This is a genomic window from Methanocalculus pumilus (assembly GCF_055382585.1).
Genome location: NZ_AP042393.1, coordinates 302,128 through 317,114, shown reverse-complemented (window position 1 = coordinate 317,114; position 14,987 = coordinate 302,128). Strand labels below are relative to the sequence as shown.

18 protein-coding genes are annotated in these 14,987 nt (G+C 53.4%); 2 read left to right on the top strand and 16 right to left on the bottom strand.

Going from position 1 to position 14,987, the window contains the following annotated elements:
- The first annotated feature begins 90 nt into the window (after window positions 1–90).
- The gene (locus ACZ44I_RS01615) at window positions 91–1,233 is read left to right on the top strand and encodes a TIGR04083 family peptide-modifying radical SAM enzyme (RefSeq protein ID WP_464549315.1); all 1,143 of its coding nucleotides are present in this window, start codon (window positions 91–93) and stop codon (window positions 1,231–1,233) included.
- A 24-nt stretch (window positions 1,234–1,257) separates the two neighbouring features.
- Here ACZ44I_RS01615 and ACZ44I_RS01610 read toward each other — a convergent pair whose 3' ends face one another.
- Genes ACZ44I_RS01610 through ACZ44I_RS01565 form a run of 10 tightly spaced genes read right to left on the bottom strand, consistent with a single transcriptional unit; the run spans window position 1,258 to window position 8,420 of the window.
- Window positions 1,258–3,057, bottom strand: coding sequence for a proton-conducting transporter transmembrane domain-containing protein (locus ACZ44I_RS01610; protein WP_464549317.1), 1,800 nt, complete (start codon window positions 3,055–3,057; stop codon window positions 1,258–1,260).
- Window positions 3,054–4,544, bottom strand: coding sequence for a proton-conducting transporter transmembrane domain-containing protein (locus ACZ44I_RS01605; protein WP_464549319.1), 1,491 nt, complete (start codon window positions 4,542–4,544; stop codon window positions 3,054–3,056). Before ACZ44I_RS01605 ends, ACZ44I_RS01610 begins: the two co-directional genes overlap by 4 nt.
- Before the next feature lies 1 nt (window position 4,545).
- The gene (locus ACZ44I_RS01600; RefSeq protein ID WP_464549321.1) at window positions 4,546–6,054 is read right to left on the bottom strand and encodes a monovalent cation/H+ antiporter subunit D family protein; all 1,509 of its coding nucleotides are present in this window, start codon (window positions 6,052–6,054) and stop codon (window positions 4,546–4,548) included.
- Entirely contained in the window at window positions 6,051–6,428 is a 378-nt protein-coding gene (locus tag ACZ44I_RS01595; RefSeq protein ID WP_464549323.1) for a cation:proton antiporter subunit C, read from the bottom strand. The genes ACZ44I_RS01600 and ACZ44I_RS01595 overlap by 4 nt, the downstream gene beginning before the upstream one ends.
- On the bottom strand, window positions 6,425–6,856 hold the full coding sequence (locus ACZ44I_RS01590; RefSeq protein ID WP_464549325.1) for an MnhB domain-containing protein: 432 nt from the start codon (window positions 6,854–6,856) through the stop codon (window positions 6,425–6,427). The genes ACZ44I_RS01595 and ACZ44I_RS01590 overlap by 4 nt, the downstream gene beginning before the upstream one ends.
- A complete protein-coding gene (gene mbhE, locus ACZ44I_RS01585; protein ID WP_464549327.1) occupies window positions 6,853–7,128 on the bottom strand; it encodes a hydrogen gas-evolving membrane-bound hydrogenase subunit E in 276 nt (91 codons plus the stop codon). Before mbhE ends, ACZ44I_RS01590 begins: the two co-directional genes overlap by 4 nt.
- Window positions 7,125–7,370 (bottom strand): Na(+)/H(+) antiporter subunit B, encoded by a 246-nt coding sequence (locus tag ACZ44I_RS01580; RefSeq protein ID WP_464549328.1) that lies wholly within the window; start codon window positions 7,368–7,370, stop codon window positions 7,125–7,127. The genes mbhE and ACZ44I_RS01580 overlap by 4 nt, the downstream gene beginning before the upstream one ends.
- The gene (mnhG, locus tag ACZ44I_RS01575) at window positions 7,367–7,627 is read right to left on the bottom strand and encodes a monovalent cation/H(+) antiporter subunit G (protein ID WP_464576563.1); all 261 of its coding nucleotides are present in this window, start codon (window positions 7,625–7,627) and stop codon (window positions 7,367–7,369) included. Before mnhG ends, ACZ44I_RS01580 begins: the two co-directional genes overlap by 4 nt.
- A 50-nt stretch (window positions 7,628–7,677) precedes the next feature.
- A complete protein-coding gene (locus ACZ44I_RS01570) occupies window positions 7,678–7,941 on the bottom strand; it encodes an MrpF/PhaF family protein (RefSeq protein ID WP_464549330.1) in 264 nt (87 codons plus the stop codon).
- A complete protein-coding gene (locus ACZ44I_RS01565) occupies window positions 7,938–8,420 on the bottom strand; it encodes a Na+/H+ antiporter subunit E (protein WP_464549332.1) in 483 nt (160 codons plus the stop codon). Before ACZ44I_RS01565 ends, ACZ44I_RS01570 begins: the two co-directional genes overlap by 4 nt.
- A gap of 124 nt (window positions 8,421–8,544) precedes the next feature.
- On the opposite strand from ACZ44I_RS01565, the gene ACZ44I_RS01560 reads away from it, so the two are divergent.
- On the top strand, window positions 8,545–9,027 hold the full coding sequence (locus ACZ44I_RS01560) for a DUF2124 family protein (protein ID WP_464549334.1): 483 nt from the start codon (window positions 8,545–8,547) through the stop codon (window positions 9,025–9,027).
- 40 nt (window positions 9,028–9,067) lie between these two features.
- Here the strand turns inward: ACZ44I_RS01560 and ACZ44I_RS01555 are convergent, their stop codons facing one another.
- The 6 genes from ACZ44I_RS01555 to mptA all read right to left on the bottom strand — a co-directional run bounded on the left by ACZ44I_RS01555 (window position 9,068) and on the right by mptA (window position 14,986).
- The gene (locus ACZ44I_RS01555) at window positions 9,068–9,847 is read right to left on the bottom strand and encodes a hypothetical protein (protein WP_464549336.1); all 780 of its coding nucleotides are present in this window, start codon (window positions 9,845–9,847) and stop codon (window positions 9,068–9,070) included.
- 81 nt (window positions 9,848–9,928) lie between these two features.
- Window positions 9,929–10,795 (bottom strand): coenzyme F420 hydrogenase subunit beta, encoded by an 867-nt coding sequence (gene frhB / locus ACZ44I_RS01550; protein ID WP_464549338.1) that lies wholly within the window; start codon window positions 10,793–10,795, stop codon window positions 9,929–9,931.
- Between the two features lie 13 nt (window positions 10,796–10,808).
- Window positions 10,809–11,573 carry a coenzyme F420 hydrogenase subunit gamma gene (gene frhG / locus ACZ44I_RS01545; RefSeq protein WP_300332169.1) on the bottom strand — a complete coding sequence of 255 codons (765 nt, stop codon included), beginning with the start codon at window positions 11,571–11,573 and terminating at the stop codon, window positions 10,809–10,811.
- A 136-nt stretch (window positions 11,574–11,709) separates the two neighbouring features.
- Window positions 11,710–12,189 (bottom strand): coenzyme F420-reducing hydrogenase, FrhD protein, encoded by a 480-nt coding sequence (gene frhD / locus ACZ44I_RS01540; protein WP_464549340.1) that lies wholly within the window; start codon window positions 12,187–12,189, stop codon window positions 11,710–11,712.
- Between the two features lie 8 nt (window positions 12,190–12,197).
- Entirely contained in the window at window positions 12,198–13,565 is a 1,368-nt protein-coding gene (gene frhA / locus ACZ44I_RS01535; protein WP_464549342.1) for a coenzyme F420 hydrogenase subunit alpha, read from the bottom strand.
- Window positions 13,566–14,050: 485 nt separating this feature from the next.
- Complete coding sequence (mptA, locus tag ACZ44I_RS01530; protein ID WP_464549344.1) at window positions 14,051–14,986, bottom strand: GTP cyclohydrolase MptA; 936 nt, start codon at window positions 14,984–14,986, stop codon at window positions 14,051–14,053.
- Window position 14,987 lies beyond the last annotated feature (1 nt).

Below are 14,987 nucleotides of genomic sequence, written 5' to 3'. Positions count from 1 at the left end.
GATTTCCCAATCCGGTTTTTCCGGGTAGGGTTACCCTGCATGAATGAATAGCATTAAGGAGCTGTATGGATGACCAGATACTGAAATACGATGAAAAATCCGTTCCACGTGATGATCATACCAACCCTCGGATGCCCCTCCAACTGTGCTTACTGCTGGAGTTCCGAGGAGGGATCGCCTGTCATGTCCATGGATACGATCCACGATATCGTCAGGTGGCTGAAGAGTTTCAGGACCGATCCCGTCACCTTCACCTTTCACGGGGGGGAGCCGCTCCTTGCGGGTGCGGATTTTTACCGTCAGGCACTCCCGATCCTTGCAGGGGGGCTCTCAGAAATCACCCCTGATTTTGCACTCCAGTCTAATCTCTGGCGGATGACACCGGAGATTGCAGACGCCCTTGCCGCATACCATGTCCCGATTGGATCATCAATTGACGGGCCGCAGGAGATAAACGATCCACAGAGAGGAGACGGCTACTATGAGAAGACTATGAGAGGGTATGAGATTGCGAGATCGCATGGGCTGACGGTCCGTTTCATCTGCACCTTCACAAATAAGTCGGTCCTGCATAAGGAAGAGATCTTCAACTTCTTCATGGAGAATGGCTTCCCGATGAAGCTCCACCCTGCCCTCCCCTCTCTCCGGGGCGACCAGCCGCAGGAATGGGCACTTCCGCCTGAAGAGTACGGGGAGCTCCTCGTCTTTCTGCTTGACCGGTATCTTGAGAACATCGACCGCTCTGAGGTGATGAATATCAACGATCTCGTCAAATGCGTCTTCACGAGGCACGGAACGGTCTGCACCTATGTCGACTGCATGGCAAACACCTTTGCAATCGGCCCGGACGGCGGGATCTATCCCTGCTACCGGTTTGTGGGGATGCCGGAGTATCTGATGGGGAATGTTGCTGACTGCCCGTCCCTTGAGGAGCTCGCAGAGTCAAAGGCATGGAAGCTGATGCAGGAGTACAAAACTTATGTCGATTCTGCATGCGGGGACTGCTCACACATCCGGTACTGCCGGGGGGGATGCCCATACAATGCGATTGCACCAACCGAGGGGCGGATCGAAGGGGTTGATCCCCACTGCACCGCATATAAGCGGATCTTTGAAGAGATCAATCTTCGGATGAACAATGAGATGTTTGAGACACCCCCTGTGAGTGCCCGGCGGAGGCAGCGGGCAAAACCGGGTGTCATGGCGCTTGTGCAGAAGATCGTCTCAAAATAACGGAAAAAGGTTTCCTCTCCTCCCCTATTTTATCAGATCAAAGAGGAAATACAGAAACGCGATGATACTGATGAAGATGATCCCATACCCGCCACCCCAGATCGAGATCTGTTCGTCCGGGTACTGATCCCTCATGTGGGAAAGCCGATCTTCATATGCCCTTGTTTTTGATGGATCGGAGAATGCCCGGACAAAGGGCAGTGCAATGCTCCGGAATGCGATCTGGCAGGCAACCGGGGGGTTGGAAGCGATGGTTCTGAGAGCAGAAACGAAGCGCTGAAGGCAAGCACCAATCAGATCAGCCCCATGAACAAGCGGGTTTTTGGCAATCCATGCAACCAGTCTCCCTGCCCGGATATAGAGTGAGTCAATATCTCTTTCAAATCCATGCCAGGGCTTTCGAAGGGGCCGGATAATCAGCAGGAGAACTCCGGCACCAGCAAAGATCAGAGCCGATTCCAGGAGATGTGAGGGTGCAAACGGATGGGCTGCGGTCATCCCGGGCAGGAGACTGGTCAGAAGGGTCGGGAAGAGACCGATGACAATACAGAGAAGGGCGGTTGCAGCCATTGCAATCATCATCAGGGTGGGGGCATCCTCAGGAAGCCGCCCTTCCTTCGTGCCGGAGACCGGCCTGAAGAAGCCGAGGTAGAGGAGACGGAAGACATAGATGACAGTGATGACTGCTGAGGCCATGAGAAGGGGAGCAAGGTATGGGACTGCTCCGGCTGCTTCGATCACCATCCCCTTGCTGACAGCACCGTTCAGACCCGGCACACCGGCAAGGGCAAGACCACCGATCACTGCACAGACTGTGGTCTTTGGCATCGTCCGTGCAAGACCCCCAAGTTCCGAAAGGCGGCCCGTGCCCGTCCTCATGATCACAGCACCGGCTGCCATGAAGAGGAGCGACTTGAAGAGGATATCATTGACGAGATGTGCGAGTCCGGCATCGATCCCGGCAACTGTTCCCACCCCGATTGCCGCAACCATATAGCCCCCCTGGCTGATGATCGAGTACGAGAGGAGGCGCCGGATATCATCCTGCATGAGGGCATAGACGGCACCATAGAGTGCCATCGCCCCGCCCATATATGCAACTGCGGCTCCCCACCCGCCAATCGCGGCAAGGAGGAAGACCGCCGCTTTTGTCGTGAAGATACAGAGGGCAACTGACCCGACGACTGATGCCCGCGGATACGCATCACCGACCCATGTATGGAGGGGAATGAATGCGGCATTCACGCCGATCCCGATAAAGAGCAGCAGGAAGCCGATGCCATCTCCCACCGACCCGATTGCCGCAGTTCCTGTTGTGACAATAGTGAAGACAATTCCCCCGAGGAGACAGGCACCGCCGAAGATATGGAAGAGGAGGTACCTGTACCCGGCACCAGATGAATTTTGATCCGTTGAAGACCAGATGATCGATAAGGAGGCAAGCGCAAGGAGCTCCCAGAAGACAAAGACCGTGATCAGATCGCCTGCATAGACGATCCCAAGTGCCGCGGCAACTGATGCGAGGATGCCGATCGTTTCTATCCGGGGGAGATCGCGGTATGCTGCATAGATAATAACCAGGAACCCTGCTGTTGCAAAGATGATACCGGCAAGCTGCCGCATCGGGTCGGTCGTCAGGAGGATCGTCTCGATGCCGGGGATGATCGAAACCACCAGATCGGGGGAGCCCGAGCCGATCAGAAGCACCATGATAAGCCCTGCTGCACCCAGGAGAACCGTCCAGCACTTCCGTGCAGCTCCTCTCAGGATAGGAACGAGGAGAAGACCGATGAGAAAGAGAAATGCCGGAGGAATTTCGATCATGGCAGCACCTGGTGAGTGATCTCGGCAATCGCGATCTCTATGAGATCCATAAACGGCATTGACGGGAAGAAGAAGATCAACACCGATACGCCCGCAGTCAGGACGATCGGAACGAGCATCGTGAGCGGGGGTTCACGGACTGATTCGAGGGCCCCGGGATCGTCTGGAGTCTCAAAGAGCATCGTGTAGATGATCGGGAAGAAATATGCCGCATTTAAGACGGCACTTACAATGATCACAAGGAGGAGGATTGGCACCCCGCCCTCCACCGCACCAAGTGCAAGGTAGATCTTGCTGATGATGCCTGCAAGCGGGGGAAGGCCGCAGATGCCGATTGCAGCAGCTGCAAACATGACTGCGGTCACCGGCATCTTCCTCCCGATCCCTTTCATCTCAGAGATAGACTCCTTCCCGGCAGAGACGATGACCGCACCAGCAACAAAGAAGAGGGTGATCTTCAGGAATGCATGGATCGGTATATGCGCCATTGCCCCGGTCATCCCGGCGATCGAGAGCATCGAAACGCCAAGCAGGATATAGGAGAGCTGGCTCACCGTCGAGTAGGCAAGCCGACGTTTCAGGTTATCCTCGGCAAGTGCGAAGAGGGAGGCGACGATTATCGTAAATGAGGCGATCACCGCAAGAAGGGTGCCAAGCCCAAGCATTGCCATCAGATCCATCCCAAAGACCCACCCGGCAATCCTGACAATCCCAAAGACTCCGGCGGTGACGACCGCAACTGCATGGAGGAACGCAGAGACCGGGGTTGGGGCAACCATTGCCGCAGGGAGCCATCCGTGGAGCGGCATCCATGCCGCCTTCACAAAGCCGACCATGAAGAGGATGAAGAGGATCTGGAGCGTGAGTGCGGATCCCGATCCCACAAGGAACCCTCCTGCCACAAAATCGGTAGTTCCGGTGAGGATATAGGTCAGGATGACCGCAGCAAGGAGGAAGATGCCACCGATTAAGAGGTAGGCAAGGTATTTCCTTCCTGCTTTCATCGCCTCCGGTGTCTCGACATGGACAACAAGCGGATAGGTGATGATCGTCAGGATCTCATAGAATATGAAGAGTGTCAGAAGATTTGCCGAGAATGCGATCCCAATTGCAGCAGCTATTGCAACGGCGAGACAGAAGAAGAACCTCGTCTGGGCATGCTCTTTCAGGGCCCGCATGTACCCGATTGCATAGAATGAATTCAGGAGGAATAGAGACGCTGCAACGAGCGCAAAGACCATCCCGAATGCATCCACCTTCAGGGCAAAGTCACCGCCCGGCACCATCGGAAGGAGCGTGTAGGTAAACCGGTTTCCGGCAAGCACCCCGGGGAGCATCAGAAGGACTGATGCGAGCATCGCAGATGCCGCTGTGATCGTGACACCCTCGCGGAGATTCTCATATCGCCCTGTTGCCAGTATCAGAACCGATGCGAGGAGTGGGATTGCGATCACAACAGCAGGGAGTACCCATTCGATATCCGCCATCTCAGGCACCTCCAAGGAGCAGGAGTGCGGCAGGGGCGACTGCCTGCATCAGCACCTCTACGAAGATGCCAAATATGAGACAGAGGAGGGCAAGGCCGACCATCGGGGCAAGCATCGAGAGAGGGGCTTCGCGTTCTGCCGTTTGAGTGGCATGATCCTCGTCGTGCCCTCCGTGCGGATCGCCGAAGTAGGCGATCTCGATGAAACGCCAGATATAGATAGCGGCAAGGAGGGATCCGACCAGGAGCACCGCCGCATATGGCCAGAGCCCGGCTTCAAATGCCCCGAGCACCAGGTAGTATTTGCTCATGAACCCAATCGTCGGGGGAATCCCGATCATCGATGCTCCGGCAAGCGCAAAGGCGGCACAGGATATCGGCATCGTCTTTGAGAGGCCTTTCATGTCGCTTAAGCGGGAAGTACCCATCCGGTAGATGATCACCCCTGCCACCATGAAGAGGCAGCCTTTCATCACCGCATGGCCGAGGATATGCAGGATTCCACCTTCGAGCGCAATCTCGTTTGCAACACCAAGTGCGAACATGATATACCCAATCTGGCTGACGCTTGAGTATGCCAGCATCCGCTTCAGATCCTCCTGGGCAATTGCGAGTACCGCACCCGCAACAATCGCCACCGTTGACATCAGGAGGATGAAGCCGGTCACCGGGAAGCTGTCGATGATGTATGCTGTCGTAAAGACCGTGAAGAGGATGCGGAAGAGTGCATAGACACTCACCTTTGCCATCACCGTCGAGATGAGCACAGTCACCGCCGAGGGTGATTCTGAATAGGCATCAGGGAGCCAGAGGTGGAGGGGGAAGAATGCCACCTTTATCGAGAAGCCGATCATCAGGAAGAGGAATGCCGAATGGACTGTTGCAAGATGGTACGATGCCGGAAGCATCACTGCAAGCTCTGCCATATTCAGTGTCCCGGTCGCGACATAGAGGTTGCCGATCCCAAGAAGGATGAAACCGGCTGCAATTGAGCCGAGGATCAGGTAGTTGAAGCTTGCCACATAGGAGTGGGACTTGCGTGAAGAGGCGATCAGGGTATATGCTGCGATTGAGGATATCTCCAGGAAGACATAGAGATTGAAGAGATCGCCCGTTATTGTCATTCCCACAAGCCCGGTGACGAGGAGCTGGAAGAGGACATAGAAGGAGACGATCTTATCAGGGGTAATCTCCTTCCCGACACTCCGCCGTGCATAGATGATCGTCGCAGAAGCAAGAAGCAGGATAGTAACGAGTATAAAACCGTTGAAGCTGTCGATGACGAGCTCGATCCCAAGCGGGGGAGCCCAGTTTCCAAGATGGTACCGGATGGTTCCTCCATCAAGCACCTGCAGAAGAATGGCTACTGAAGCTGCAAACTGGGAGAGGATCGTGATGAGTGCTATCGGGTAGCAGAACCTCCGGTCATACCATCCGGCAGCAAGTATCAGAAGCGATGCGAGGATCGGGATTGCAACCAGCAGGACCGGAATATGATTGATGAGGGTCATCGTTTCCTCACCGCCTGCATCAGGTCATCCTCATCGAGAACACCGTACTCCTCGTAGATACGGACGATTAACGAGAGAGCAACAGCTGTCACACTCACCCCGACGACGATTGCGGTTAGGATCAGGACATGCGGAAGAGGATTCACATAGAGGGCATGTACTCCTTCAGCCGTGTAGATGGGGGCAGTGCCGCCCCGGACTTCGGCAAACGAGATATAGAAGAGGAATATCGCCGTCTGGAAGATGTTCAGCCCGATGATCTTCTTCACCAGGTTCTGTTTGGCAATCAGGGCATACAGCCCGATCAGCATCAGGATGATTGCCATCCAGTAGTTGTACCGGGAGAGGAAGAGTTCATAGAACGGCTCAATCATGATGATTCCTCCCCGTTTCCTGCGATATCATAGATGATCGAGACCATCGCCGCCATGACAGCGATCCCGATTCCGGCTTCAACCAGATCGATCAGTATGCCATGGAAGTGCGGGATCCCAAGTGCCGCTTCTATTGCAGCGTATTCGAGGAAGTTGCCTCCCATAAGGAGAGCCAGAAATCCTATTCCCGCATAGATGGCAATTCCGATCACAGATAGCCACATGATGCCCCTGTTGTCGATCCGGCGGCGGACATTCGCCATTCCAAAGGCGATGATCATCAGGATGAATGAAGCGGCAAAGACGACACCGCCCTGGAAGCCGCCACCTGCCCCGGATGCGCCATGGACGATCACATAGAGGGCAAATACCTGGATGAAGGGCACCGTAAGCCGGGATACCGTCCTGATGACGACATTCTCCATCATAGCCGCCCACCCCTTCGCAGCAGCAGGGCTACCGAAATACCGGCTGTGAAGATCACGACAACCTCCCCGAGCGTATCAAAGCCTCGATAGCTGGCCAGTATCGCCGTCACAATATTGTCGATGCCGATATCCGGAAGGACGGAATCCACATAGAGCTCTCCGGTATACTGAGTTGCCGGAGCATCCGGATCACCAAACGCAGGCATATCCTCTACTGCCCAGAAGAGGATGATACCGATGAAAAGGACCGCGATGAGTGCTTTCGTCTTCAATCTGATGAACTCCTTCTGGTTCGTGTTATGGCTGCAATAAAGAGCACAGTCGTAATTCCGGCACCGACAGTCGCTTCGGTGAAAGCAACATCAACAGCATTCATCTCTGCCCAGAGTACCGTCATGATCAGCGAATATGCGGAGAGTATGATCGTTGCATGAAGGAGATCCTTCACCGTGATCGCGGCGACTGCACAGATGATCATGAAGAGGAGGAGGGCAAAGTCAAGGGCCCAGATCATTGCCGTTCATCCCCCTTCTTCCAGGGTTTTACCCCACGCGTATGGGCAACATTCACAAGTGCATGAACAGCTGTCGGGGATGAGATGAAGATGAAGATTGCAAGGAGGAGCAGCTTCACCGAGATGAGCGTCATTCCTTCGTATAGGATGAAGCCGATCAGCATCATTCCCTCCCCGAGCGTATCGCACTTGCCGCTTGCATGGGCACGGGTATAGAAATCAGGCAGCCTGATCAGCCCGACTGCACCGACGACCATGAAGAAGAGGCCGATTCCGATACAGATGAGGGCAAGGATATTCAGAATGTTCAGGATATGGATCCCCTCCTGAGGTACTTGGCGATTGCAAGGGTTGCGATGAAGTTGATCATCGCATAGACGATCGAGATATCCAGGAAGAGCGGCCGCTCGTAGATAAAGCCGATGATCACAAGGAGGATGATCGTCTTGGTACCAATGGTATTCACTGCGATCAACCGGTTCTCAACACCGGGTCCAAAGACCACACGGTAGAGGCAGAGGAAGATCGTCAGGATCAGAATGATCCCGCTTGCGAGGAAGATATTGATCATGGCCCTTCACCAAATATCTTTGAAAGCCTCTTCTGGATACTCCGGTTCTGCAGGAGATCCTCTTCTGAAACGCTCCTGACCAGTGCATGCACAGTAAAACGCCCTCCTTCAACAGCCACGGTAACGGTGCCGGGTGTAAGGGTCATGGCATTTGCGAATGCAGTCCTCAGGACATCGCCTGAAAACCCGGTATCGACGGTAAGAATCTCCGGATCGATCGGCATCTTCGGATGCAGAATCCGGTACGCAACATCAAGGTTCGCATAGAGGATCTCCAGCATCAGCCTCGGGAGGAAGAGAAGGAATCGGATGAATATGCGTCCTGATTGGATGAGGCTCCGATCAGATCGGAGGATGAGATCCCCGGATATGAGCGTCACAATCCCACAGCAGATGATCCCGGCCCCGATATGAAAGAGATCGAAGTATCCTGACAGTATATACCAGAAGATCAGAAGGATCATAAAGATCACGATCATTTTTCCTGGTGAAGACCGCCTATTCTCTGAAGATATTCCAAACCCTCCGGAAGAATCGTTTCTTTTACATTGGAGAATGGTATTTATAAACCTGTGTTTCCTATGGTTCTCCCGGAGAAAGACTATGACCACGATAACCACATTAAGCGGTGTCCCAGGCATACTCAGGCCCTTTAAGGAGTACCTGAAAGAAAAGAGCCTCCCTGAAGGATCGCAGATCGTCTACTATGGCTGTGCCGGAACCTGCACCCCGTTTGTCGAGCTGCTCGCCTTTGCAACGCGCGATATGAATCTGAAACATCTCTTTGTTCCGCTCTTTGATGAGAAGAGTGCCCGTATGTTAAAGCCCGTCTCCGGTGTCGGCATGCAGGCGGGAGAGGGTGCGGCAGTGCACCCGGCAATCATTGTCCTGATGGGCGGCCTTGCCATGCCGGGAGTACCATCAACAATTGACGAGGCAAAAGAGGTCATATCAAAACATGGTGTTCCGGTGGCAGGCGTCTGTTTCCAGAGCATGTTTGAAAAATCCGGCTGGCTTCAGGAGATCTCTTTTGAGCTTCTGATCGACGCGAAGATCGACCCGGTGACAATTACCAGAAAAGAGTAAGGGGTATCCGGCATGTCAGCCTATGCAGGTGAGGTTCCTCTCACGCATATCCGGGAGGAGAACCATCATCAGGCTTCAGGGCGAACCGTTTTGCAAACGACTGGATATCATCCCCATACCTCCCGATCATCTCCTGATCAAAGGCTTCTGCCGGGAGTTTCTTCACCTCGTTCATCATGATCAGGGTCAGCTGGAAGAGTGATTCGGGGGTCATCTTCAGGTGTGCGATCGTCCCGTTGTACTGGGCAAGGCGGAGTTCAATCATCCAGCTCTGCTCGCCTTCCCGCCTGAAGGTATTGATATCAGCTGTGAACCAGTCTTCATCCAGGGATCCGACCGAGAGGGCATATGCCTCCTGCACACGGTTTCCATAGAGCGCAGTGAGATGCTGGAGAACAGCTATTGCTTCGGTCTCTTCCTCCCCCTCACCCACCTGCTTTTTTATATCGGTAAAGAAGGCAGCAGCATTGATATGGCAGGCGGTTGCTACAACCATCGTTGAACTGTGGCCGAGGATCATCGTCAGGGCATTGACGATCCTGGAGAATGTCCGGCGATCGGTCATATCAACAAGATGGTACTCGAAGACATCCCGGATCTGCTCGATCAGTCCGGGGTTTTTCCGGATACTCTCGCCAAATATCTTCAGATCGCGGATGAATGCATCGGGTACCATGCTTCCGTTCTCAGGTGCATCGGGAGCCTCATCTCCGCCGGCATCTGTTTCTTCCTCTGAAACAGGCATATCCGGAACATGATCTTCCGGAAGAACGGGATCTTCTGGAAGAGCAGCATCTTCTTCAACGATATCATCTGCCATTGCTGATATGTAGATGCAGTATCTTTAAACCCCTTTTCTTCTGTTCCTGTGACAAAAGAGGGGACGAACAAAAAAAAAAGATTAGATGTATGGGTTCCGAAGCGCCTTTCCGACTCCGTACTCAGTTGCACGGGACTCAAGGTACTTCTGGTTCTTTGTGACCTTATCGTTCGCGAGCTTTGTGACGAGTTCGAGGCCTGGTTTGACAGAGTCAATCGGCTTTGTCTCAAATGCGCCTGCTGCGATCGCCTTTGCCCAGATGTCATCACCTTTTCCTGACCTGACGAAGACCGTCGACCAGCCGTCGGGTGTTCCGACTGAGCCGGTTGAGATATCAGCCAGGTTTGCGACATAGTCGAGGCAGACGTGGCAGCCTGGCTGCTCGTACTTGTGGGTGACCTTCAGCGGGAGCTGAACGGTTGCACCGCGCTCGGTGTAGATCCAGAACTTGCCCTTTCCGATATCAAGCTTTGAGACGTTTTCAAGAGCGGTCGCACCATGGTCTTCCACGAGCTGGAGGATACCCTGGTAGGGGAAGTTCTCCATGCAGAAGATACCGACTGCGAGGGCGATCTTGTCCGCAACATCACGAAGGCCGATAGGATAGAGCTGGCCCTTCCTGAGTGCCTGCATCTGGCAGGGGGTGCCAACAACACCGACCTTGTCAAGTCCATAGCTCCGGGTCACCTCTTTAATAAGTGACATATTCGGGGAGATGGCGTAGCGGGTGCCACGTGCTGCGAGGAGTTCCTCACGGGTGGTCGCAACCATCGGCTCGGGTTTGAATGGCTCATCGCTCTGACCTGCGACGATCGCACCGTCAATGATGCCAGCATCAAGTGCATAAGCAAAGAGCTGGGTGACAATGCCGCCGTCCTGTGATTTGCGGAGAATATCGGGGTCTGTGCTGCGTGCAGCAACAGCCTGTTTGTAGTTACCAAGTACCATTTCTTCTCCCTCCTCAGGGCTGCATAGCAGCATCTATTGCTTCCATGATACCCTCATACTGGTTGACCACATCGAAGCTGAAGAAGCTCCGTGGACACTGGGCATAGCATGCTCCGCATTTGATACAGAGATCGCGCTCGATCTGTGGTCTGCCATATTGCATGGTGATTGCACGTACCGGGCAGGCTGCTGCACATGAGCCACAGCCCATGCAGAGACCCTGGTTGATCACCTGGGTCATGATGTCGCATCCGCAGGCTTCTGTGCCTGCCTTTGCAAGGTTCATCATGGGTGTCAGGTATGCACCTGCAAGCGCCTTCTGCTCATCGTTTCCTTTCAGCAGCAGGTACGCCATAACACAGACGTTTCTGATCTGCTGCGGGGTCGGTGCACATCCGGGGATGTAGACATCCACATCGATCAGGTCACCGATTGGCAGATACGACTCGTGCTGGGGCTGGTTCTGCTGGCCACCACGGCAGAATCTGGTGATGTTGCCATAGCAGGCGCAGGCACCGAGTGCAACGACGATCTTCGCGTTCTTTCGGGTCTCGATGATCTCCTCGACTGCAATGTGATCCTGAATACAGACAGATCCCTCAACGAGGGCTACATCCATCTCTGGGATATGCCGGACATCTGCTAATGTGAGACAGTAGACGAGGTCCGCATATTTGTCAAGAATTGTTAACAATCCTTCATAGTTATCTGCAAAGGACACAAGGCACCCGGTACAACCGCTCATGTGCACGTGTCCTACAGTAATCTTATCAGCCACTGGCTTCTCCTCCTTTGGTTCTTTTATGATTGACGCCTTCTTTTCGACAATTACGTCAGCCGGTTTATCAGCCGGTTTTTGATCCTGCTTTTCCCCACCGACGTCGTGTTTACCGAATAACAGGGCCTTCAGGGATTCAAGTATTCCCATTGTTCACCCCTATTTCCTTCAATACAACCTGAATCGTCAGGGGTATAGCATCCTCGACCTCAGTTGAAATGCCTATTTCAACATCGGGGGCGGGTACGTTCTTTGGCTGGCACCCGATTACGGTGATATCCACCTTATCCTTCAGCCGGTGCAGAGGTTCAGTAAGATCCCAAGAATGGGCATCACGGTAGCTGCCCGGAGGCAGATCCTCGATCCGGAGCTTTGTAAGCGTTCCGGGCTCAGCACCAAAATCGACGATATCGATGATAATGAGCTTTTTCGTGACTCCGTTGTCGAGCATGGTAAAACAGAAATGGGGGCCACCAAGGCCCACATCAACCGCTTTCACATTGTCGGGGAGAGAGATCTCCTTCAACCGCTCCACAACTTCCGGTCCATAGCCGTCATCACCAAACAGCATGTTGCCGCAGCCGGCGATGACAATCTCGGGGTACAGCTCATCCATGAACGCACTCACTCGAGGAGTTTCTCTGCAACGAGCCTCTTGTCTTCGTCTATGACGATCATGTGGGTTGCACAGGAGACACAGGGATCATAGGCACGCATGATGACCTCGGCGAGCTGCCAGGGTGCACCAGTGAGTGCACGGCTGCAGGTGGGGAAGTTCCAGGTGGTCGGGACAAGCATCGAGAAGAACTCGACTTTGCCATTCCTGACCTTTGCAAGGTGAACGTCACAGCCTCGCGGGGCTTCGTTTGCTGCCCATCCGATGGAACCGTCACCCTGCGGGATGACATCTGCTACAACCGGAGCCGAGCAGTCGATAGCGTCTGCTGCCTCAATCATCTTGTACACAGCATCCATGTATTCCATCTGCCGTGCGATCTGCAGGCCGATTGCACCCTTCTCGTCATAGTTCTTGAACTGAACCAGACGGGCACGGGGACCGACCTCGACGGGCTGGCCGTCATAGAGCGGAACACCGGTGCAGGCTTCCATCTGTGGCCAGGCCTTGGTGCCTGCCTTTGTGGTGCCGCCGACCGGGTATGATGGGTCTTCGAGTGTGATCTCTTCCTCACCCATGTACCAGTCCCATGGCCGGACTTCAGTCCAGCGCTCGGGGAACCAGCGGGGGCATTCGTCCAGTGAGCTGCTTCCGTAACACGGGTCTGCTGCCATGTATCCCTGGTTGTGGTATCCGAGATCCTTTGGAATAGGAATCTCTTTGCCACCGACTTCTGCCCAGTCACGCTTCTGGTAGTTCCTGAGGATTGCAATCATGAACTCCATCTGCTCGCGTGCAAGGGGGAGTGCCATCTTTGCAAGATCAACAACCTTTGCCCTTGCCCGTGGGGTAATGTTCTTGTACATACCGCCGACACGGGGGTTTGATGGGTGGATTGCTTCGCCGCCGACGATCTCGCCGATCGTCTGGCCGACCATACGGAGAGTCTGAAGGCGTTTTGCAACGCTTCTGACCGGCTCTTCTGGTGTGAAGGGGTTAATCTTTGTGTCTGTTCCGGGTAAGTACATATCCGGCAGGGTCAGGATGTTATGCAGTGCATGGCTGTGCAGCCTGTTTGCGCACTGGAGAATCAGCCTGAGAAGATATGCATCCTCTGGGATCTCACATCCGATCGATGCTTCCATCGCTTCTGTTGCTGCGAGGGTGTGTGCAATCGGACAGATACCACAGACACGTGATGCGATCTTTGGAACCTGCTCCATCGTCTTACCGATGGCAAGCTTTTCAACACCCCTGACAGGAGTAATGGAGAGCCAGTCTCCGCGCTCGATGATGCCGTCGTCATTGACTTTCAACACGAGCTTGGAATGGCCTTCATGCCTTGTGGTTGGGGAAACTTCTACTACTTTCGACAATGTTATCGCCTCATCCAAAATGTGGTGGTCGATCTGCTATACGTCAATATTTATCCTGTGCGGTTAATGACACGTACATGAAAGTACGCTAAAGTGAATTAGAACGATATCGTTAATTATAGTTTGTGATATTACCCTCCAATATATTGTAAATTATATCGATAAAATAACAAATAGTACTACAATATTTGGCATTATAGCGACATTACCGGAACCCTGCTAAAATAATAAGAATATCCCCGCTTTTTTGTTAAAAATTACGTATGCGCTTTTTTTACGGCATATTTAACCCAGACTGCGACGATATGAGAGAGATAGCATTATAAATAGTTTACCCACAATTATTTAATACCAATAAACTGGTCGTTTATAAGAATAGCAGATACACTTCCAAAGAAGGAATAGAAGATCAAAAAACAAGAAGAGAGGAGAATATGAGTATGGAAGGAGGGAGAAAAACACCCGCCCATGCCTGATCTCCCGGATTATTCACAGTTTAATTCTGCATACAGCTCGGCAAGGGTTGCATGCCGTTCTGCATAGGCATCATGCTGGTGGATACTCTCCTCGTTTGTCTGGCGGATGGTGATCCGGGCATCAGCCGGAAGATGGCCGAAGGTACTGACTACCTTCTTTGCCATGACACGGACACAATCCTCGACAAATCTCGGGTTCTTGTGAGCTTCCATCACCACGAAACTCTCATCACCACGTTTGAGGAGTTCATAGATCCTGGCACTCATGGAATCTTTGAGGACATCGATCACATCTTCAAGCGGAACATGCTGATCGTCATCTGTCTCGATACAGAGGAAACCTTTGCCACGCTGGTTGTGGGTTGCCATCGGAACCTCGTCAAAGAATTTTTCTATCTTGTCCTTTTCCATATCAAGTGATTCAAGCACCATCATGGCATGATCCTTCATGATATTCTGGGCACAGGGACAGGCGGTCATGCCGGTTACTTCTGCCCCGATGCTCTTCCTGATGATCGGCTGGCGGCTTGTCCGCTGGGCAATCGCACGGGCATGCACCGTAACCACTTCATGGCACGGCGTCTGGGTGACCGGCGTCTCCCTCTTCACCATGTAGGCGCTCTCCATCCGGACCTCGGTTCTCTCGGCGTACTCATGGCGATCAAGGAGTTTTCGTGCAACCCTGCTACAGACCTCCTCGATCTCCTTCACCTCGCCACCGATTGCCTCCTGGAGCACATCGTCGATCACTTCAAAATTCCGTGAGAGGTTTGCACCTTTCAGGGAGCCGGGGAGATCAACGAAGATATCAAACTTCGATATAAAGATCGCCGGACGTTTCCCGACACGTGCTACTTCCACGAGTTTTCGTACATTCCTGACACCCACCCGGCTCAGGTTGATCCGGATATCGGGGATAGTGGACTGAATATCAGACAGTTCCATG